The organism is Mesorhizobium sp. RCAM 06353, from assembly GCF_059683585.1.
Genome location: NZ_CM185031.1, coordinates 3,458,181 through 3,477,255, shown reverse-complemented (window position 1 = coordinate 3,477,255; position 19,075 = coordinate 3,458,181). Strand labels below are relative to the sequence as shown.

Sequence of the window (19,075 nt, the reverse complement as noted above, 5' to 3'; positions counted from 1 at the left end):
CGGCCACGATGCTGGGCATTGCCGAAATGGTGCGCCCCAAATTGATCGTCGACGGCATGTTCCTAGTCGGTCTCGACATCGTCGGCGACAGGCTTCTGGAAATCAACGTCTTCACACCAGGCGAGCTGACCTGGCTCGCCGACATGTACGTGACAGACTTTGCCGCGAGCGTCATCCCCGCGCTGGAAGAGAGGCGGACGCTGCGGCAAGCCTATGGAAAGGTGATGACCAATTCGCGGCTGGCGACGCCGTGAGGAATGGAGGCATGACGCGATCAGATCCGAAGCAGACATCCACAAATGAAGGCGTGCATAACTGCTTTGCGCCTCGACGGCGACGCTTCTGCCGTGTGGTCCCACGGGCAAATCGACAACGCATTCCCGCACACGTCTCGCAGTAAATTTGCTATGCATATGCGAGGGAGAGGGGGGAAACAGATGAAAGACGATCCTGGATTGCCGTCCGACGCGACGCCGACGCTCCTCTTTCCGAAGACCTGATACAAATGCAAAGTAAGATCTCATGTCTTCGCAAGATGTGACCGGCTCATCCCGCCCCTCGGGCTGGGGCTTGGCCGCAAAGCTGTTTACAACCCTCGTCCTTCTAGGCGCGATCGCGGTCCTGGTGACCGGGACGCTCGGTTACTTCCGCGCCCGCGACGCCCTCGAAAAAGCCGTCTTCGACCAACTCACGGCCGCCCGTCAGACCAAGACGCGCCAGGTTGAAACCTACTTCCGCACGATCCGGGCGGAACTGCGCCTGCTTGCCACTTCCAAGATGGTGGTCGATGCGACACGCGAGTTCCGGACCTCGGTCGACATACTCGACCAGGCAGGCGCTCCGCCTGAACTGCAGCAAAAGGTCGGCGATTGGTACGCTGAGAACTTCATCCCCGGAATGACGCGCACCCTTGGCAGGGAACCAGCCCTGTCGGACTACCTGCCGGTCGATGGTGCCCCCTACTATCTGCAGGATCACTACATTGTGGAAAATCCCAACCCCGCAGAACGGCGCAAGCTTCTCGACGACGCCGGCGACGGAAGCGAATACTCCAGGCTGCATGCCATATATCATCCATTGATGCGCGCTGCGGCCACCACGGTCGGCTTTTTCGATCTCATGATTGCCGATCCCAAATCAGGTCGCCTGATCTATACGGTCGAGAAGGAGGTGGATTTCACCACTTCTCTTCAGTTGGGTCCCTACCGCGGCATCAACGTCGCGGCGGCCGTCGCCCGATGCTCGCAGATCGCAGACCCGTCAGCAATCTGCCTGGAAGATTTCGCCTCTTATGCGCCATCAGGCGGCGCACCGATCGCCTTCATGGCAGCACCGGTGATTGCCCAGGGCGTCGTCATCGGCGTGCTGGTCGCGAAACTGTCGAATGATGAGATCGACAACGTTGTCACCGGTAACCGCGGTTGGCGGCAGGAAGGGTTCGGCGACACGGGTGGGGCCTATCTCGTCGGCCCCGATTATCTGGCGCGCTCTGGCCCGCGGGCGTTCTACGAGAACCGGGATGACTTCTTCGCCGACCTCAAATCCGTCGGCGCTTCGGACGAGGAGATCGCCGTCATTCAGCGTTACGGGACACCAGTGCTGCATCAGCGCATCGACACCAGGGCCTCCCGTGCCGCGCTCGCCGGTGTCGAGGGCACGGGCGAGATCATCGGATACCGTGGCGTCCCGACGCTCGCTTCATGGGGACCGCTTGCGATTTCCGGTGTCAAGTGGGCTCTTGTCGCCAAGATCGACAGCGCCGAGGCCTTCGCACCGATCGCCGAACTCCGCCGGAATCTGTTGCTCGTCGGAGGACTGGCGATGCTCGTGGTCGCCGCCACCGCCGCCTGGCTTTCGCGTTCGCTGCTCGGACCGCTCCGCGATCTGACTGCCGGGGTGAAACGCTTCTCGGCTGGCGACTATGCGACCAGCGTGCCGGTCCGCACGCGCGACGAGATTGGCGAGCTCTGCTCAGCCTTCAATGGCATGGTTGAGGATCTGCACCAGAAGAATGTTGTGATCGAGAACAAGAACCGCGAGAACGAGCAGCTGCTGCTCAACGTCCTGCCGGCACCGATTGCCAATCGGTTGCGCGCTGGCGAGGAGAGGATCGCCGACGGCTTCGCCGAGGTCACGGTCGCCTTCGCAGACCTGGTCGGGTTCACGGCACTGGCATCGGAAATGCCGCCGCACGATGTCGTGATGTTTCTCAACGGACTCTTCACGCGCTTCGACATTGCCGCCAATGATCTCGGCATCGAGAAGATCAAGACGGTGGGCGACTCCTATATGGCGGTGTGCGGCCTACCCGTGCCGGTGGCCAACCACGCCGAGCGCATGGTCCGCATGGCCATCCGCATGGTCCACATTACCCGCGAGCACGCGATGGAACATAACGTCTCGCTAAAGCTCAGGGTTGGCGTCAACAGCGGGCCAGTGGTCGCCGGCGTCATTGGGAAGAGTAAGTACATCTATGATTTATGGGGTGACACGGTGAACCTGGCGAGCCGCATGGAGTCTGGCGGAGTTCCCGACTCCGTTCAGGTGACGCGCCCCGTCTACGAACAGCTCAAGGACCAATTCGTCTTCGAGACGCGCGGCGCTATCGAAGTCAAAGGCAAGGGAAAAGTCGAAGCCTGGGTATTGCGATTTTAGTCGCGGGGGCAGCTCCGATGCCGGCTTGCCTCCACCTGTCCGCCGTCAATGGTTTTCGCCGCGGGCACGACTAGGCGCCCTGATCCTCACGGGCTTCCTGGAATCTCGCGTTGCGTCTGACCGAAGTGCTCTTCGTCGAGGTTTTGCGAAGCTGGATCAAGTCGCTCGGCCCCGGAGAAGGCGGGTGGCTGGGGGCGATGGCGGACCCGCACATAGGACCGGCACTTCAGTTGATCCACGAACGGCCGGAGCGGCCCTGGACGCTTGGCGACCTCGGGCAAAGCGTGGGACTTGGTCGTTCGGCGTTTTCGGCTCGCTTCACCAAGCTTGTTGGCGAGTCCATGTACCGCTATCTGATCGCACGCCGGATGTCGGAGGCCGCGTTTCTGCTCGAAACAAGCGACGAGGGGATTGCACGGATTGCGACCCGTGTCGGCTACGAGACCGCGGCCGCGTTTTCGAAGCTCTTCCATCGACATCACGGCCTATCGCCTGGCCGTTATCGAGCAGTTCGCCGCTCTGAGGGTGGCCAGAGGCAAGGGGACGATCTGGAAGCAGAAGTCGTCGATTGACCACGACCAAGCTGGTATCTGGAAGGTCTGGCGATGGGCGGCGGGGCGGCTCCGGCAGGAGTGCCCGGTTTTTGTTTACAAATGGCGCGCCGGAAGCCACGCAGCATTTTCCACTTTGAGGCGAAATAATTCTCAACTATGGTCCGTCGGGCTAAAGGCATGGGGGATTGCCGATGGTTTTATCACGCAGGGATGTCGTGCTCGGCGGCCTGGCCTTGGTCGCGGTCGGTGCAACCGGCAATATTGGTCAAGCCGCGCCGGCAAAATCCTTTTTCGCCGGTACCGCCAGCGACAACGATTTTGTCTATCGCAAGACCAACTTCGCCAAGATCGACAAGAGATGGCATCGCCAGATCGTCAAGTATTTCAGCAGCGAGTCGGTCGGTACGGTCGTGGTCGATACCCGTCACCACTTCCTCTACCTCATCATGGAAAACAAGACCGCTATCCGCTACGGCGTCGGCGTAGGCAAGGAGGGCTTCAAATGGTACGGCCGCGCGACGATCGACCGCCGCGCGCTGTGGCCGCAATGGGTCCCGCCCCCCGAAATGCGCAAGCGCAGGCCGGAGCTACCGCCCATGATCGCAGGCGGCGCGTCCAACAATCCGCTCGGGCCGCGCGCGCTGTATCTGTACCGCGACGGCGCCGACATCGGCTACCGCCTGCATGGCACGCTGGAGCCATGGAGCATCGGCACCGACGCTTCCAGCGGCTGCATCCGCATGTTCCCGGAAGACATCATCGACCTCTACCAGCGGTGCCCGATCGGAACCGCGGTGGAGGTCCTGCCGCACATCGCCGACCAGGCGCCCGCTTCCACCACTGTCGAATGATTGGCGCATCATGAACCGCATGATTGAAAATACGCGCCGGCTGTTCGCCGCCAGCCTGCTGGTGTTGGCCGCATCCTGCTCGACCAGCAACACGCTGGCCCCTCCCACGCCCGACGTCACCAACGCCGAGATTGCCGGCTTCCAGAACGTGCAGCCGGGCAGCGAAGAGGATTTTATCCTCAATGTCGGCCGCCGCACCTATTTCACGAAGGGTTCGGCCGCGCTCGATTCTGTCGCCAAGGCCACCCTCGACACCCAGATCGCCTGGTTAGCAAAGCATCCGCGCTGGCTGCTCAAGCTGCAGGGTTTCGCCGACGATCCCGGCGCAAGTGAAACGGCGCTGTCGCAGCAGCGCGCCGATGCGGTGATGGACTACCTCGCCGCCGGCGGCATAGACCGCAACCGCATGTGGGCCAAGGGCTACGGCAAGGACAGGCTCGTCCGCGACTGCCCCGACTCCGCCTGCAGGTCACAGAACCGCCGCGTCGTGTCTAATTTGCGCGATGAGAGGGACGAGTCGTAGGGGCTGCTGTTTTGCTTGTCACCAAATCAAAGTCTCACGCGCGACGGCGGCATGGCCGCTTCGCACCTGCTTGTATCATCCGTCGCCGCCTGCGTTGGCTTCCGGCATAACTTGCAGCAACGGTTGCGGCGATACTGCGATCTCGCCCGTGAAGGGCCGGTCGTGGGCGAGAATCAAGAGAACGGATGCCGCCACGCCGGTCGCAAAACTTCCAAGAGCGATCGCCGATGCCAGTCGGTTATCACTGTGCACGACCGCGATGGCGAGAAGAGCACAGAAGGCTTGCAGGATCAGGCAGGCCCACTTCGTGGCGTTGATTTGTGCCGAGCTGACGAGAACCCGTTGGCGACGCGCCTCGAAGGCGTCTTCAAGCCACCTCGTAATCTCGCGCTGCGCGATCTCCTGGCCGGGATTGCTTGGCTCCAAGGCCAGCGTCGTCCGCAGCGCCTCGTTAAGCGCCGGCGGGATTATGGTGAGGGTCGCGGCGCCCTCGGCCATCAGCGGCCACTCCTGGCTCGTGGTTTCCTCGATATAGCTGCGCACCAGCGTCCGTAGGCGCGCCTCGGGCTCCCCGGGAAAGCTGCTCGCCAGAACCACGATCGACCGCAATGCACTGGCCTCGCGATTGACTGCCGCATTGGCGCGATCGTTGTCGCTCCAGACCTGAGCCGCGGTGAACGCCACAAATAGGCCAAAGATAATACCGAGCGGCGGCAACATGCCAGGCGAAACCGCCTTGAATGACCGCGCCGTGGAGCCCACGGAAAGAGCGGCTATACCTTGGTGCAAAATGAACGCGACCATATAGGTGGCCCCGAACACGACGAGAGCCATCCAAGCGAGTGGAAGAATATGCAACCAGCCACTCATAGTAGCGCCTGCCCTATCCTGAGAATTCGTCGTCAGGCGTTTGTAAGGCCGTCGTTCCACTCGTGGCAATGCCACTGTGTTCCATCGTGTCAACAAATGGGGGCCAGTTGGAGACGTCATCTTAGATCGCTGAGTGTTTGCTATCACGTTTCTGGACGCCAGAAGCTGACGGTCTGCTCTCGGCCCCGTCCCGGTCGTTGAGAAACGCACGTCCGAAGAGCTACTTCTGGCGCAATGTGCTCGTTCTAACAGCTGAGCCGAACGGCAACTCCACCCTGCTCAGCCCCTAGTCACCCACCCGCCGCAGCGTGCCGAGATGATTGTCGTCGAGGAAGCCTATGGTCATTGCCGACGCCTTGCCGTCGGGGCCGACGACGAAGCTCACGCCGGTCGGCCTGTCCGGCGTCTCGGCATCGGGGAAGGTCAGGAACAGATCGCCGTCGAAATGCGTCAGTGAGTAGGACCGGGCGCCGGCCGGACCGACCTTGAGCACAAGGCTGTCTCCCGCGCTCACCACGACGGCATCGCCGATGAAGTCGTTGGTGTAGCGGCCGGCATAGGCACCGGCCGGTGCGGCCGGCCTTGCCGGAGACGGCGGCGTGGCATAGGTGGCCTTGGCCGCCTCGACCACCGGACCGAACATTCCGTTGTAGATGCCGTCCCACGCCTTGATCCAGTCCTTCTCGACCGAACCCTCGAAAACGAGATCGGCAAAACTGTCGGACAGCCCCTCCGGCACACCTGTCGGGAAGGCGTTGGCGAGGATGACGATGCCAAGCTTCTCCTCCGGGAAGACCGTCACCAGCGTACGCGCGCCGACGCTGAAGGCACCGGCATGGCCCCAGCTCAGGCCATGGCGGCCGAACTCGACATTCCAGCCGAGGCCGTAGAACGATGCGCCGCCCGAGACAGGGTTCTTGCCCCGCGTCATCAGCGGCACATGCGTCTGATCCAACGCATCGGCGGCAATCAGCGTCTTGCCGGCGTAGACGCCATTGCCGATGATGAGGCGCACCCATTGCGAGAGATCGCGTCCGGTGGAACTGACGCCGCCCGCGGGCGCCTGCGCATCCGGATCGCGCTTTATCTTGGCGGCCCAGGCGCCATCGACCTTTATATGCAGGGCTGCGCGGTCGGCGTGCTCGACGAAATCGGCGAGACGCGAACTGGTCGAAGCCATGCCAAGCGGACGATAGAGCTTCTCCTCGGCGACCTCCTCCCAAGGCTTGCCTGTCGGCTTCGCGGCCGCGATGGCGCCCTCGGTCAGTCCGAAATTGCTGTAGGAATAGCCGGCGCGAAAGCTCGACGATGGCGGCACGAACCGCAGGCGGTGCAAGATCTCGGCGCGATCGTAGCCAATGTCCTCGAGGTCGTCTCCGGCGGTGCCCGGAAGCCCGCTGCGGTGCGAAAACAGGTCGCGCACGGTGAGCTGACTGGTTGGGTAGGGATCGGCCAGCCGGAAGGCCGGATCGAGGTCGGTGATCTTAGAGTCCCAGGACACGATTCCGTCGCTGACCAGCGCCGCCACCACGGTGGCGGAGACCGGTTTGGAGAGGGAGGCGATCTGGAACACCGTGTCCGGATCGACGGTCTCCGGCTTGCCGGCCTCGCGATGCCCGAACCCTTTCAGGAAGACCACTTGGTCATCATGCACGACCGCTATGGCGAGACCTGGCACGCCACCGTCGGCGACGGCGGCTTGCGCCAGCGCTTCCAGCTTCGGCAGGGCGGCAGCGATGCGCTCGGGCGTGACGGGGTCGGCCGATGCGGCATGGGGCCAAAGCACCATCACGGCGATGACGGCCCAAATCCTCAAATGCCAAATCCTCAGATGACAGAGTTTCCGATCAAGCCGCATGCTCGCGCCTCCCGTCCGTGCATTCACCCGACAATAGTACAGCCTGGCGCCGGCGAGGCCAATGCTGGCTCACCCTCTGGACTTTCGCCGCAATCGACCCGCGCTGCGTTTTCGGGCAATCTCCCGGCGGCGCATCCATGGGGAGAAGATGCGCCGCCGAGGGAGGATCGCCATGACCAGGACGCCAGCAGCCAGCCTGCCGCGCTACGACGATGCCGTTGCGGCCTTTCGCATCGAGGATGAAGTTGCCCGGCTTCACGGCGACCCGGCGACCGGCATCAATGCCTATGTCGAATGCTGTGGCCGCCACACCGGCCAGAACCGGCTGGCGCTGCGCGCGATCTCCGCCGGCGGCGAGTTGCGCGAATTCAGCTTCGACGATCTCGCTGATATGTCGGGCCGCGTCGCCAACCTGCTCAAGCAATTGGGCGTCGGTCCTGGCGATGTCGTCGCCGGCATGCTGCCGCGCATCCCCGAACTGGTGGCGCTCATCCTCGGCACCTGGCGCATCGGCGCCGTCTACCAGCCGCTGTTCACCGCCTTCGGCCCGAAAGCGATCGAGCATCGGCTCGGCTACAGCGGCGCCAAGCTTGTGGTGACCAATCCAGCCAATCGCGGCAAGCTAGATGAAATCGAGACCTGCCCGCCGATCGCCACCATTCTTGGTGCCGGCGACGCCTTGCCCGCAGGCGATATCGATTTCCGCACCGCCCTCGCCGCCGCCTCCCCCGATTGCGAACCCGTCATGCGCAAGGGCGATGACCTGTTCATGATGATGTCGACCTCGGGCACGACGGGCTTGCCCAAAGGCGTGCCGGTGCCGCTCAGCGCCCTGCTCGCCTTCGGCGCCTATATGCGCGACGCCATCGGGCTCCGCTCCGACGACATCTTCTGGAACATCGCCGATCCCGGTTGGGCCTATGGCCTCTACTACGCCATCACAGGTCCCCTGCTGCTCGGCATCGCCACCACCTTCAACGAGGGCGCCTTCACCGCCAAGAGCACCTATGACGTCATCGAGCGGCTCGGCGTCACCAGCCTGGCCGGATCGCCCACCGCCTTCCGCCTGCTGCTCGCCGAAGGACCCGAGGCCGCCGCGCGCATCAAGGGCCGCCTGCGTGTCGTCAGCAGCGCCGGCGAGCCGCTCAACCCGGAAGTGATCCGCTGGTTCGACGCCCACCTCGCCGCGCCCATCCACGACCATTACGGCCAGACCGAGAACGGCATGATGGTCAACAACCACCATGGCCTGGCGCACACCGTGCGCGCGGGGTCCGCAGGCTTCAGCATGCCGGGCTACCGCATGGTGGTGCTCGACGACGCCGGCCATGAACTCGGCCCCAACCAGCCCGGCATCCTCGCCGTCGACATCGCCAACTCGCCGCTGCGCTGGTTCGACGGCTATCACCAGGAGCAGACGCCGGCGATTGTGGGCGGCTATTACCGCACCGGCGACACCGTCGAATACGAGCCGGACGGCTCGGTCTCCTTCATCGGCCGCGCCGACGATGTCATCACCTCGTCCGGTTACCGCATCGGCCCCTTCGACGTCGAAAGCGCACTGATCGAACATCCAGCCGTCAACGAGGCGGCCGTGGTCGGCGTGCCCGACCCGCAGCGCACCGAAATCGTCAAGGCCTTCGTCATCCTGGCGCCCGCTTACCAGGGCAGCCCGGAACTGGCCGAGGAACTGGCGCAGCATGTCCGCAAGCGGCTCTCGGCGCACGCCTATCCGCGTGAGATCGATTTCGTTAGTGAATTGCCGAAGACGCCAAGCGGCAAGATCCAGCGGTTCCTGCTGAGGAAGGCGGAGGTGGAGAAGCGCAAGGGGTGAGAGGGCCGCACCCGCAATCAGACCGCGATCTTCAGCCGAGGCGCGCACGAAACAAGGTGCAGCCGTCCGTCAGACGCGACCTGGAAATGTCGAGCAATCCAGCCTCGGTCATCCACGTTCGATACTGACCCTCAGTGTAGGATTCGCCGTGGCGATAGAGATTCAGGAAGGTGAGGTTGAGAAAGACACCCTCAGGTGGGCCGAGGCGATCGTCGTCGACGACACCCCACCCCGCAATTGCGATCTCGCCTCCGGGTGTGAGGCAACGCGCCGCGTTCAGGATCGAACTGCGCGCCTGGTCCGGCGGCAGGACCTGGACGACGGCCTTCAGGATCGCCAGATCGTGCCGACCGATCGATGGCGCGACGGTTATGTCCCCCTCTTCGACGACCACGTCATTGGCGCCGTATTCGGCCAGGATAGAAGGCGCGACCGCCGCGACCGTTGGCAGTTCCATCAGCGTCGCCGCAATCCGTGGCCACCGCTCGCGAAGTCCGACGAGAATGGTCCCGGCGCCGCCGCCGATATCGATCACCGAACGAATAGCCGAGAGGTCCAACTCGCGGGCCAGGTTTCGGCCGAAAATCACCCCGCCCGGCGCCAGCATGCGGCTGAAGGCCGCCGCGGACTCAGGGCCCGCTTCGGAAAAGTCGTGCAGCGCGGCGGGCCGGTTCTGTCGCAGCGACTCCGCGGTCAAGAGGTCGGCTCCCCAGAGCTCGCGCAGCAGCGCATGATCGCCGCCGCGATAGGCGGGCTTCGACGCATCGAGGAAGGCCGACGCTTCGGCTCCGTTGCGAAATTGACCATCCTTGACTTCGAGGAGACCGATGCTGGCGAGCGCGTAGAGGAGCCGCGACAGACGACCGGGCTCGACGTCGAGCGCGGCCCCAAGGCTGTCGGCGGTCGCGGCATCGCCACCGAGCCGGGTGAAGACGCCAAGGTCCAGCCCGGCTCGAAGCGCCAGGGCGGAGGGCACCGCCGCGATCAGCCTGTCGATCCGGTCAGAATCCACCACGTCACCTCCCCTTCCGCGGTCCAGGACCGAACTCGAAGCAGCTCCCATAAGATTTCAACCACCGTTCTCCTGCAAGCGAAGACATAGTCAGGGTTTTCGAGCGAGCCGACACGATGACGCGACGAGGCGGCCGTGGTCGGCGTGCCCCCGCCTAGTGAATTGGTCGCAGCCGCTTGGCGGCTCCTCCGACGGCAGTTCGGAAGGCGGCATCGAAGTTTACGCCAGCGATCTCCCAGCGCGCATCTTTCGCACTAAGGGGCAGCCGCCAAATGGCATGCCAACCCGGCTCGTTGGTTTCCCAATCAAGACGACCGACCAAGACCGCATCGGCGCCCAATCTGGATTTCAGCGTCATCAACCTGTCAGCCGGAATTGCATCAATGCTCCCGAGCGTGACCGCTGCCGCCGCCAGATCGGCTTCTTTCGCGAATATCACAGGCATCGAGAAGCGCGCCGAGGCATCCTCAAAGCTCGCGCGCATGTCGGAGCCGTGGGCGCCATCCGCCGCGAGCATATAGCTCCGCGCCATATCGGTGACTTCGAGGACGATTGCCAGCTTCGGGCGCGGGCCTAGCCACGCCATCTCACCCAGCGCCGCCATCGCATCGTCCATCCGCTTTCGGTCAAACTGGAAAGTGAGGTCAAAGGGGCGGTCGTGTGTCCCTTGCTCGTCATGGATGGGAATGCCGAACATGCGATCATGATACGTATACGACCAAACCATGGCGGTGGCCCGGGTCGCCAACGAAGCGAAGACCGGATTTTGCGCAATATCAGGGTTTCCCGTCAGCTTTTGCGCCGCCAGTTCGAAGCCCTGTGGAACGGCGGGGATGCGTGTTTCCTCACGATCTCCGGTGACAATCAGGCTTGAGCGATAGAGCACATCGTCATCCGCCTGCGCCAGGTTAGAGAATGCGAACCACGCGACGAGCGTCAACAAGGTGGCCTTCATGGATGCCTCGCAGCTCTCTTGAGTAACCGTATAAACGGTTACATATTGGATGGATGGAATCAACTGAATTTGTCCGTACCTACCTCTCGCCGCTCGGCCCCATGCGCATGTTGGGCGGCGCACCGGCGCTGGACCTTGCAAACACTTTGCACTGGCGTGACGGGAGCGAGGTCGATTTCATTCCGACCTATCAAGACATGTTGGCCTTTTGCGCTCCTGCCCAGTTGCTGTCTGACGACGAGGGGCGTGCGCTGAAGCGCATGGCGGGACATCATGGAAGCGCAGCCGGCAAGGTGCATCTCGAGGTGCTGAAACTGCGCCAGGCCCTCAAATCGTGGCTCACTGTTTCGGCACAAAATCTGAACCATGGAATGGTGCCCAAGGAACTTGCCACGCGCAGCATCCAGGAAGCGATAGCCCGGGCGGGAGGCACAGCCGGCTTTGGTGATATTTTGAAACTCACATCCGCTTCCGCAATTGAGGCCATTTACCTGCCCCTGCGCCGGTCCGCGGCCGCTGCTGCCATGTTGGTGCTGTTTCCTCCGGGAAATGACATCCGGCAATGTGAGGCCGATCATTGCGGCGGCTTCTTCATAAATGACAGTCGCTCGAAACCGCGGCGCTGGTGCTCGATGGATGGTTGCGGCAATCGTGCCAAGGCAGCGCGCTATCGCCTGGCACACCGGAAATCCATTGCGTAGCATCCGCCCAAGGCGCACGCTCTTCCACAGACGTTGCGTGCCTGTCACGGACCGTTCCTGAGCCTGGCTATCAGCTTCTGACCGTCTCATGCAATGTGATACCAGCGCCCGCCGGCTTTTGGCGGGCTTTTTGTACCGGGAAGCCCCACAGTCTCGGCCGGCAAGGGAGGTGCCCACCATGGAAAAGATCATTCTCGACTGCGACCCTGGGCATGATGACGCCATCGCCATCCTGCTGGCGGCGGGCAATCCGAAGATCGACCTTCTCGGCATCACCACGGTTTCGGGCAACCACAATGTCGAGAACACCACGCGCAATGCGCTCTCCGTGTGCACGGCCTATGGCATCAAGGTGCCGGTGGCCAAGGGCTCTCCCGGTCCGCTCATCATCGACCAGGTGCTGGCCGTCGAAATCCACGGCGATACCGGGCTCGACGGCCCCGTGCTGCCGCCCGCATCGTTCGAGCTCGACAAGCGCCATGCCGTCGACTTCATCATCGACACCGTCATGGCGCATGAGCCGAAGACGGTGACGCTGGTGCCGGTCGGGCCCTACACCAACATCGCGCTCGCCGTGCGCAAGGACCCGCGCATCGTCGGGCGAGTGAAGCGGGTCGTCGCGATGGGCGGCAGCTACACGCGCGGCAACATCACGCCGGCGGCGGAGTTCAACGTCTATGCCGACCCGGAGGCCGCCGACGTGGTGTTCCGCGCCAATTGGGACGTCACCATGGTGGGGCTCGACCTCACCCACCAGGCGCTGGCCACCCCGGACCTGCAGGACAGGGTGCGCGCCATCGGCGGCCCGATGGCCAAGTTCATCCTCGATATCTGGGAGTTCATAGCGACCACGCATGGTGGCCTGCTGCAGATCGAATATCCGGCCATCCATGACGCCTGCTGCGTCGCGGCGATGATCGACGGAAGCGTCTTCACCACCGAGAAGGCCGACATCCGTGTCGAGCTTGCTGGCCGCTGGACCAAGGGCATGACCGTCTGCAATTTCGAGAAAATGGGCGGCATGCACCATTTCGGCGGCACGGCGAGCGAGCAGACCGACTTCCGCCACACCGTGGCGATGAAGCTCAACCATCCGAAATTTTGTGATCTGATCGTCGATGCGCTGGAGCGGTTGGTGAGGCAGAAGGTGTGATTGAGGCGTTGTCCGAACGAGCCGGTCGCCGCCGGTTCCCCTTGGACTTTCTCAATCCCAGAAGCAGTCAGCCCGGCAAATAACCGAACCGTTCCATTTGAGCATGGTGCTTGGTTACGATCTGGTCTACCTGGCTCGGCGTTAGAACCTCGCGCCATTGATCGGTTTTGCCCGCACGGAAGAAGTTCGCCGTGGCCGCTTCAGGTCGCTCGCGAAAACCGCCTTCCTTTTCCTCAGCCTGCAGTCTCTCGAATGACGACATGTCGAGCGCGCTGTCGAGTTCAGCGGCCGATGGGTTCATCTTGAGATGATTGGCAAGTCCGGCGAAGGTCTTGGCTTGGTCGGCAAGCATGTCTTCATATCGCATGACGTAGATTGCCGGATGCTCCGACCGGGTCCAGCTGTGCACATGCTCGCTCCAGGAGCCCCAGATTTCATACACCTGCTTTTCGCTGATCGTCGTGCGCATGCCTTCACAGGCCATGAAATCGATTGTCTCATCGATGGGCCTGCCGCGATGGTGCGACAATGAGATGACCACATCGAGCGGGTTCCTGACGATGTAAACGGCGCCGGCGGTCGCGGCGGGACTGATGACTGGCTGTCCCTCGTCCATCAGCAAGGCATTGTGCGTCTTGATAAAGGCGACGCCACCCGCCTCGTCAGCGAGCTTGACCTGCACTTTGGGACGCAGCGTCGGGATCAGCTCTACGTCGTCCTTGGTTATTTCCCGCCCGGCCAGGACGGAATAGCGCCATCTCCCGGCCTCGCCGCTGGAGAAGCGCCCCATCTTGTTGATAGACTGCGCGCCAGCCTCGCCATGCAAGACCCTCAGGAGACTGTGAAGGAAATGCCGCGTCCAGGTGTTGCCGGACTTCGGGTATGACGCCAGCCAAACTATTCCGGATTGATGGGACAAACTGGCCTCCTTACCGCCTTGCCGTCGCTGATAGCGTCTCTGGCATTTTTGCAACAGATACGAGAATTCTAATTTAATAACATCCGCGTGAGTTGAAACCTTAACCGGCCCGGGTGCATGTGACGTTGCGGAATGAATTGGGCTGGGGAATTATGATGCATCTGAGAAGAGTACTGCTTCTGGGCGTTTCGTCCATTGCGTTGGCGGCCTTGGCGCCGGCGGCGCGCGCCGCCGATCTCGCCGATACCTCGCTTCCGGTTGCGGCTTCGTTGCCGCTGACGGTCTTCATCGAAGGTGGGGTGAACTGGGCGGGTGGTGACCGGTTGTACCCGAACACGCCTCTCCCTGACTTCTTCTCTCCCTTCGCGGGAGCCGGCGGTGAAGTGGCAGCGGGTCTCGACTACCGCATCAATGAAGCCTGGCATGTCAGCGCAGCCTTCCGCTACGGCTGGAACAAGCGCAACAAGAACCACGACGCGACTGAAGTCGTCACCTTTGCGCGACCGCCGGGAGACGGCACAAGCGGACCCAACACCTCATTTGACACCACGGACGCGCGTGCCGGAACCGTCCATGTGCGCTCATCGCATTTCGTTGCCGATTTCGCGGTGGGCCGCGACCTCGGCATCGGATCCGGACAGGCTCAGGTCAAGCTTGGGCTGCGCTACGCCGACCTGAGCGAGAAGATAAGCGGTCCAGGTGTTGCTTACACCGATTCCGGCCTGGGATCGCTGACGTCTACCGACAACGCATCTCTGAAAAGCCGCTTCCAAGGCCTCGGCCCACGCATCGCGGTCGAAGGCAGCATGCCCATATCGGGCCAGTGGGGCGTCGACTATGGCGCGGGCGCCGCATACCTGTTCGCTCTCAAGCGCGACCGGACATTTGCGCTCGAAGACGGTGAGACGATCACCCAGTCCGACAAAAAGGGCGTGTTCAACCTCGATGCGTCATTGGCGTTGACGTACAATTTCACGGAAACCACCAAGGTGGCGGTGGGGTACCGAGCGGACGCGTATTTCGACGCCCTGCCTGGAATCGATTTCACGAAACCGGGCGGAGGGGCCGATACGACCCGTGTCTATCACGGAGCGTTCCTGAGACTGACGACCAACTTCTGACCGTCTCACGCATTGTGAGGCCAATGGCCCGCCGGCCTCCGGCGGGCTTTTTTTGTGCCGAGAGGCCGGGTTGACAAAGCCACATATGCCCACTGCCAGAGGGCTGTCGGCGCGCCATGCTGGGCGCCGGCTGAGATCAATGTCTCGTTGTTAGGGGACGGTTTGGCCGAGATCAGTGCGCAACACCATCCGCTGCGTGCAGCAACCTCCAGGCCAAACCAACCCGTCCATCAAACTGCGCCGCAAAACGCTCCGCGGCCACATCCTCCAGCCCGTCATCGACGAGCGCCTCGACGCTTCGCCGCATCAGGGCGAGTTGCATCTGCCTGGCGTGCTCCAGGTCGGCCTCTCGCATGATTGCAGTGACGTGGTAGGCGACGACTGGCTGGCCCAGGCACGACAACAGAGTGCTGGCCTCGGCTGTTGCAGCAGTAACCGCATCTTCGATCTTCATTCTGGCGCTCCACATCAAAATGATGCTGACGCCTCCCCGCAAGGCGACGGTGGTCCGTCGCTTCTTTTTTAAAGTTAACCTGCCGCGTGCTCCCGAAAGCCGCGCGCCAGTCTAAAAATTACTGTCTTCTCCGGGTCCCTCGAGCAGCCTCGTTTGGCCAAGAACAATATCCGCCAAATTTGATTCAAAGGCGAACGGATAGTTAACTGATGGTTAATGGCAGCGCTTGCCATCCCTGCCCGATCAAGATGTTTCGCCTCGGCGGTTCCTGCCGCGCAATCGCCGCAAAGCTGCCCGATGGCTGCCTTGCCTGTTGATCGCCACGAAGAAAGGTTCTGTCATGCGGTTGGTCTGGACGGTCATGTTTGCTCTTGCGAGCAGTGCGGCTTTCGCGGCCACACCCGAGGACGACTATATCGCCGCGCGCGACAAGGCGATTGCCGAGATCGCGGCGATGGACAGCGCCAACACCCCGGTGGAAACGCTCGATGCGGCCAATGAAAAGGCGCGCGCCGATCTCGAAAAGCGTCTCACCACCCTGCTCGGTCCCTTCACGGTCAAGGATTTTCCGGCGGCCGGCACAATCAATATCGAAAGCCTCAGTTCCTCCGACGTCGGCTTCGGCATGCTGGACGGGCTGCGCCATGGCACCGAGGATGGCCCGAGCATCGTGGCTTCGACACGCGGGCTGGTCGAGCGCTGGCTGCAGTCGCGCGCCGCCGAGACGGACGCCGATCTCAAACTGCCCACCAGTTTCGACGCGGCGCTGAAGCTCGATGCGTTCTACACCCAGGCCATCGGCAGCGACGCCGCCTTCACCGGCACGCTCGACTTTGCGCTGAAGACACCCGACGGCGCCGACATGGCGATCGCGCGGCTCGGTGGCTGGGCGCAGGATGTCGGGCCGAACTACGACCAGGAGGTCGTCGTTACGGTCGTCAAGGGCAACAGCGTGCTGATCGCCGAAGCGCCCGCGACACCGCCCGTCCCCAAGATCGCGGCCTGCGACGCCGTCTGGACTGCTGCCGACGCCGCCGCCCAGAAACTCGTCAAGCAAGCCACCGACGACAGCGACGAAAACACATCCGACGCCGCCAACGCCGCCTGGACGAAAGGCGACAACGACTTCCGCGCCTGCCTGGGCAAGAGCCTGCCGGCGGATGCTGCCTTTCCGGCGCTCCTCGCCCAGGCGCAGGCGCTGGCAGACAAGATGGCGAGGAAGTAGGCGCGAAAGGCGGGTGCGGCGGCGACGCTGCCAATCTCCCCACCTGTGGGGGAGATGGCCGGCAGGCCAGAGGGGGGCGCTGGCCCGCCGACATCTCCTAGCGTTGGATTGCTGTCGTCTTAAAAGGACGCGCACCGCTTAGCCAAATTGGCGAAGCCGAGATCCTTTGCGCCCCCCTCTGCCCTGCCGGGCATCTCCCCCACGAGGGGGGAGATCGGCGGTTTCACCGCCGGCACCCTCTTGTCGCCCTCCCATCCCACCGCCATATCGTCGGCGCGCTGGCTTGCTTAAACGCAGTTGCCAGCACCGCTAAAAATGGTTGAAAGGAAGTCCCGCACGCACTTCGGCGCGGTGGGCGGATGAACAGCGTGGGAAAATTGGAATGACGACGGATACGAAAGCGACGGAAACCAGGGCGTTCGAGGCGGATGTCTCGCGGCTGCTGCACATGATGGTGCACTCGGTCTATTCCGATAAGGACGTCTTCCTGCGCGAACTGATTTCCAACGCCGCCGACGCCTGCGAAAAGCTGCGCTTCGAGGCCGTCAGCCATCCGGAATTGCTGGGCGACGACCCCAAGCCGCGCATCTCGATATCGGCTGACGCGGACAACAAGGAGATCACCGTCGAGGACAACGGCATCGGCATGAGCCGCGACGATATGGCCGAGGCGCTGGGCACCATCGCCCGCTCTGGCACGCGCGCCTTCATCGAGCGCGTCGGCGCAGGCTCAGAAGACACGCAGCTCATCGGCCAGTTCGGCGTCGGCTTCTATTCCGCTTTCATGGTCGCCGACCGGGTCGACGTCATCAGCCGGCAGGCGGGAGGCGAGGAGGCCTGGCGCTGGTCGTCGGACGGCAAGGGTTCCTACGAGATCGCGCCCGCCCCGCTCGACGCGGCACCCAGGCGCGGCACACGCGTCGTGCTGCATCTGATGGACGACGCCGTCTCCTACACCGGATCCTACCGGCTCGAGCAACTGGCCAAGTCGCAGTCGGGCCATGTGCCGGTGCCGATCACGCTCATCGAAAAACCCGGCGCGGAGGCGCGCGACATTGCCGACGGCACCGCACTCTGGGTCCGGCCGAAGAGCGAGATCACGCCCGAGGAATACACCGACTTCTACCGCGGCGTTGCCGGCCAGTATGACGAGCCGGCGGCCACCATCCATTTCCGCGCCGAGGGCCGGCAGGAATACTCAGTGCTTGCCTTCGTGCCCGGCTCGCGTCCGTTCGATCTCTTCGACCAGGACCGCAAGGGCCGCATGAAGCTCTATGTGCGCCGCGTCTTCATCACCGACGAGGCCGATCTTCTGCCGCGTTATCTGCGCTTCGTGCGCGGCCTGGTCGATTCCGCCGACCTGCCGCTCAATGTCTCGCGCGAAATGATCCAGGAAAGCCCGCTGCTCGCCTCGATCCGCAAGGGCCTGACCAACCGCGTGCTCGGCGACCTCGTCAAGCTGGCCGAGAACGACGCCGAAGCCTACGCGAAGATCTGGGAGAATTTCGGCGTCGTCCTCAAGGAAGGGCTCTACGAGGACCACGAGCGGCGCGAACAATTGCTGAAGCTCGCCCGCTTCCACTCGACCACATCCGGCGAAGGCTGGCGCGGCCTTGCCGACTATGTCGCCGCGATGAAGGAAGGCCAGAAGGCGATCTTCTTCATGGCTGGCGACGACCGCGCCCGGCTCGAAGCCTCGCCGCAGCTCGAAGGTTTCAAGGCGCGCGGCATCGAGGTGCTACTCTTGACCGATCCGGTCGACAGTTTCTGGGTGACGATGGCGCCGGACTTCGACGGCAAGCCGTTCAAGTCGGTAACGCAGGGCGTGGCGGAGCTTTCCGACATTCCGCTGCTCGACGAGGCCAAGAAGCCGGATGTGACGGCGACGCCGGAAGTCGACAGCTTCCTGGCTTTCGTCAAGTCCGCGCTCGGCGATGCCGTCTCGGACGTGAAGGCTTCCGATCGCCTGACCGAAAGTGCTGTCTGCCTCGTCGCGCCCGAACACGGCCCCGACCGGCAGTTCGAGCGGCTGATGAACGCCGCCGGCCGTCTCGACAAGGCAGCCAAGCCCATCCTCGAGATCAACCCAAGGCACGAGCGCGTGCTGGCGCTGGCCGGCCTTGGCGAAGAAGACCAGGCCTTCAAGGACGACGCGGCCCACCTCCTCTACGACGAGGCGCGCGTGCTCGACGGCGACAAACCGGCGGACGCCAGGGCGTTTTCGCAGCGTCTGGCACGGCTGATCGCGCGCGGCATTTCGAAGGGCTAAGGCAGCGCCGACCGACCGTCCCCGACACTGGCTCAATCGCCGACTGTAGACATCAGGCCTCCAATCACCCAATCTTGGCCCCGGGAACAAAACAGGCGCTTCAAAGCGAGCGCACCGGGTG

General features: G+C 63.2%; 16 protein-coding genes and 1 pseudogene. 11 read left to right on the top strand and 6 right to left on the bottom strand.

All coding sequences use genetic code 11. The features are described from left to right. Nucleotides 1-8: 8 nt before the first annotated feature. The 5 genes and pseudogenes from AC56QX_RS16780 (at nucleotide 9) to AC56QX_RS16760 (ending at nucleotide 4,583) form a co-directional block, all read left to right on the top strand. Entirely contained in the window at nucleotides 9-254 is a 246-nt protein-coding gene (locus tag AC56QX_RS16780) for an ATP-grasp domain-containing protein (RefSeq protein ID WP_497117453.1), read from the top strand. Nucleotides 255-522: 268 nt separating this feature from the next. Next, on the top strand, nucleotides 523-2,655 hold the full coding sequence (locus AC56QX_RS16775) for an adenylate/guanylate cyclase domain-containing protein (protein WP_497117451.1): 2,133 nt from the start codon (nucleotides 523-525) through the stop codon (nucleotides 2,653-2,655). Between the two features lie 113 nt (nucleotides 2,656-2,768). After that, a pseudogene (locus AC56QX_RS16770) lies at nucleotides 2,769-3,227 on the top strand (helix-turn-helix domain-containing protein); the annotation flags it as partial. A 173-nt stretch (nucleotides 3,228-3,400) separates the two neighbouring features. Further along, on the top strand, nucleotides 3,401-4,060 hold the full coding sequence (locus tag AC56QX_RS16765; RefSeq protein WP_497117449.1) for a L,D-transpeptidase: 660 nt from the start codon (nucleotides 3,401-3,403) through the stop codon (nucleotides 4,058-4,060). Between the two features lie 10 nt (nucleotides 4,061-4,070). Further along, nucleotides 4,071-4,583 (top strand): OmpA family protein, encoded by a 513-nt coding sequence (locus tag AC56QX_RS16760; protein ID WP_497117448.1) that lies wholly within the window; start codon nucleotides 4,071-4,073, stop codon nucleotides 4,581-4,583. Between the two features lie 75 nt (nucleotides 4,584-4,658). Here AC56QX_RS16760 and AC56QX_RS16755 read toward each other — a convergent pair whose 3' ends face one another. Both AC56QX_RS16755 and AC56QX_RS16750 read right to left on the bottom strand, forming a co-directional pair. Beyond that, nucleotides 4,659-5,441, bottom strand: coding sequence for a bestrophin-like domain (locus AC56QX_RS16755; protein ID WP_497117446.1), 783 nt, complete (start codon nucleotides 5,439-5,441; stop codon nucleotides 4,659-4,661). 298 nt (nucleotides 5,442-5,739) lie between these two features. Next, on the bottom strand, nucleotides 5,740-7,311 hold the full coding sequence (locus AC56QX_RS16750) for a serine hydrolase (RefSeq protein WP_497117444.1): 1,572 nt from the start codon (nucleotides 7,309-7,311) through the stop codon (nucleotides 5,740-5,742). 172 nt (nucleotides 7,312-7,483) lie between these two features. On the opposite strand from AC56QX_RS16750, the gene AC56QX_RS16745 reads away from it, so the two are divergent. Continuing rightward, nucleotides 7,484-9,145, top strand: a complete 1,662-nt coding sequence (locus AC56QX_RS16745; RefSeq protein ID WP_497117443.1) for an acyl-CoA synthetase — start codon at nucleotides 7,484-7,486, stop codon at nucleotides 9,143-9,145. Between the two features lie 31 nt (nucleotides 9,146-9,176). On the opposite strand, the gene AC56QX_RS16740 is transcribed toward AC56QX_RS16745, so the two are convergent. Next, a complete protein-coding gene (locus AC56QX_RS16740; RefSeq protein ID WP_497117441.1) occupies nucleotides 9,177-10,208 on the bottom strand; it encodes a methyltransferase in 1,032 nt (343 codons plus the stop codon). A gap of 103 nt (nucleotides 10,209-10,311) precedes the next feature. Next, entirely contained in the window at nucleotides 10,312-11,112 is an 801-nt protein-coding gene (locus AC56QX_RS16735; protein WP_497117439.1) for a DUF8605 domain-containing protein, read from the bottom strand. Between the two features lie 53 nt (nucleotides 11,113-11,165). Between AC56QX_RS16735 and AC56QX_RS16730 the strand changes: the two genes are divergently transcribed. After that, nucleotides 11,166-11,813 carry a CGNR zinc finger domain-containing protein gene (locus AC56QX_RS16730; RefSeq protein WP_497117437.1) on the top strand — a complete coding sequence of 216 codons (648 nt, stop codon included), beginning with the start codon at nucleotides 11,166-11,168 and terminating at the stop codon, nucleotides 11,811-11,813. A 178-nt stretch (nucleotides 11,814-11,991) separates the two neighbouring features. Then, nucleotides 11,992-12,966, top strand: a complete 975-nt coding sequence (locus tag AC56QX_RS16725) for a nucleoside hydrolase (RefSeq protein WP_497117435.1) — start codon at nucleotides 11,992-11,994, stop codon at nucleotides 12,964-12,966. A 67-nt stretch (nucleotides 12,967-13,033) separates the two neighbouring features. On the opposite strand, the gene AC56QX_RS16720 is transcribed toward AC56QX_RS16725, so the two are convergent. Continuing rightward, nucleotides 13,034-13,885, bottom strand: coding sequence for a sulfotransferase domain-containing protein (locus AC56QX_RS16720; RefSeq protein WP_497117434.1), 852 nt, complete (start codon nucleotides 13,883-13,885; stop codon nucleotides 13,034-13,036). Nucleotides 13,886-14,040: 155 nt separating this feature from the next. Between AC56QX_RS16720 and AC56QX_RS16715 the strand changes: the two genes are divergently transcribed. Next, complete coding sequence (locus tag AC56QX_RS16715) at nucleotides 14,041-15,006, top strand: Lpg1974 family pore-forming outer membrane protein (protein WP_497117432.1); 966 nt, start codon at nucleotides 14,041-14,043, stop codon at nucleotides 15,004-15,006. 172 nt (nucleotides 15,007-15,178) lie between these two features. On the opposite strand, the gene AC56QX_RS16710 is transcribed toward AC56QX_RS16715, so the two are convergent. Continuing rightward, entirely contained in the window at nucleotides 15,179-15,460 is a 282-nt protein-coding gene (locus AC56QX_RS16710) for a hypothetical protein (RefSeq protein WP_497117430.1), read from the bottom strand. Nucleotides 15,461-15,800: 340 nt separating this feature from the next. Between AC56QX_RS16710 and AC56QX_RS16705 the strand changes: the two genes are divergently transcribed. Next, nucleotides 15,801-16,685 (top strand): hypothetical protein, encoded by an 885-nt coding sequence (locus AC56QX_RS16705; RefSeq protein WP_497117429.1) that lies wholly within the window; start codon nucleotides 15,801-15,803, stop codon nucleotides 16,683-16,685. Between the two features lie 382 nt (nucleotides 16,686-17,067). Beyond that, nucleotides 17,068-18,954: a molecular chaperone HtpG gene (gene htpG / locus AC56QX_RS16700; RefSeq protein ID WP_497117427.1), complete on the top strand. Its 1,887-nt coding sequence runs from the start codon at nucleotides 17,068-17,070 to the stop codon at nucleotides 18,952-18,954. The last annotated feature ends 121 nt before the right edge of the window (nucleotides 18,955-19,075 follow it).

What these genes read in the sequence shown, in the direction of transcription:
- AC56QX_RS16740 (WP_497117441.1), bottom strand. Translation starts at nt 10,208, where the DNA reads ATGGGAGCTGCTTCGAGTTCGGTCCTGGACCGCGGAAGGGGAGGTGAC.
- AC56QX_RS16730 (WP_497117437.1), top strand. Translation starts at nt 11,166, where the DNA reads ATGGAATCAACTGAATTTGTCCGTACCTACCTCTCGCCGCTCGGCCCC.
- AC56QX_RS16705 (WP_497117429.1), top strand. Translation starts at nt 15,801, where the DNA reads ATGCGGTTGGTCTGGACGGTCATGTTTGCTCTTGCGAGCAGTGCGGCT.
- AC56QX_RS16710 (WP_497117430.1), bottom strand. Translation starts at nt 15,460, where the DNA reads ATGAAGATCGAAGATGCGGTTACTGCTGCAACAGCCGAGGCCAGCACT.
- AC56QX_RS16775 (WP_497117451.1), top strand. Translation starts at nt 523, where the DNA reads ATGTCTTCGCAAGATGTGACCGGCTCATCCCGCCCCTCGGGCTGGGGC.
- AC56QX_RS16750 (WP_497117444.1), bottom strand. Translation starts at nt 7,311, where the DNA reads ATGCGGCTTGATCGGAAACTCTGTCATCTGAGGATTTGGCATTTGAGG.
- AC56QX_RS16735 (WP_497117439.1), bottom strand. Translation starts at nt 11,112, where the DNA reads ATGAAGGCCACCTTGTTGACGCTCGTCGCGTGGTTCGCATTCTCTAAC.
- AC56QX_RS16745 (WP_497117443.1), top strand. Translation starts at nt 7,484, where the DNA reads ATGACCAGGACGCCAGCAGCCAGCCTGCCGCGCTACGACGATGCCGTT.
- htpG (WP_497117427.1), top strand. Translation starts at nt 17,068, where the DNA reads ATGACGACGGATACGAAAGCGACGGAAACCAGGGCGTTCGAGGCGGAT.
- AC56QX_RS16725 (WP_497117435.1), top strand. Translation starts at nt 11,992, where the DNA reads ATGGAAAAGATCATTCTCGACTGCGACCCTGGGCATGATGACGCCATC.
- AC56QX_RS16715 (WP_497117432.1), top strand. Translation starts at nt 14,041, where the DNA reads ATGCATCTGAGAAGAGTACTGCTTCTGGGCGTTTCGTCCATTGCGTTG.
- AC56QX_RS16765 (WP_497117449.1), top strand. Translation starts at nt 3,401, where the DNA reads ATGGTTTTATCACGCAGGGATGTCGTGCTCGGCGGCCTGGCCTTGGTC.
- AC56QX_RS16760 (WP_497117448.1), top strand. Translation starts at nt 4,071, where the DNA reads ATGAACCGCATGATTGAAAATACGCGCCGGCTGTTCGCCGCCAGCCTG.
- AC56QX_RS16780 (WP_497117453.1), top strand. Translation starts at nt 9, where the DNA reads ATGCTGGGCATTGCCGAAATGGTGCGCCCCAAATTGATCGTCGACGGC.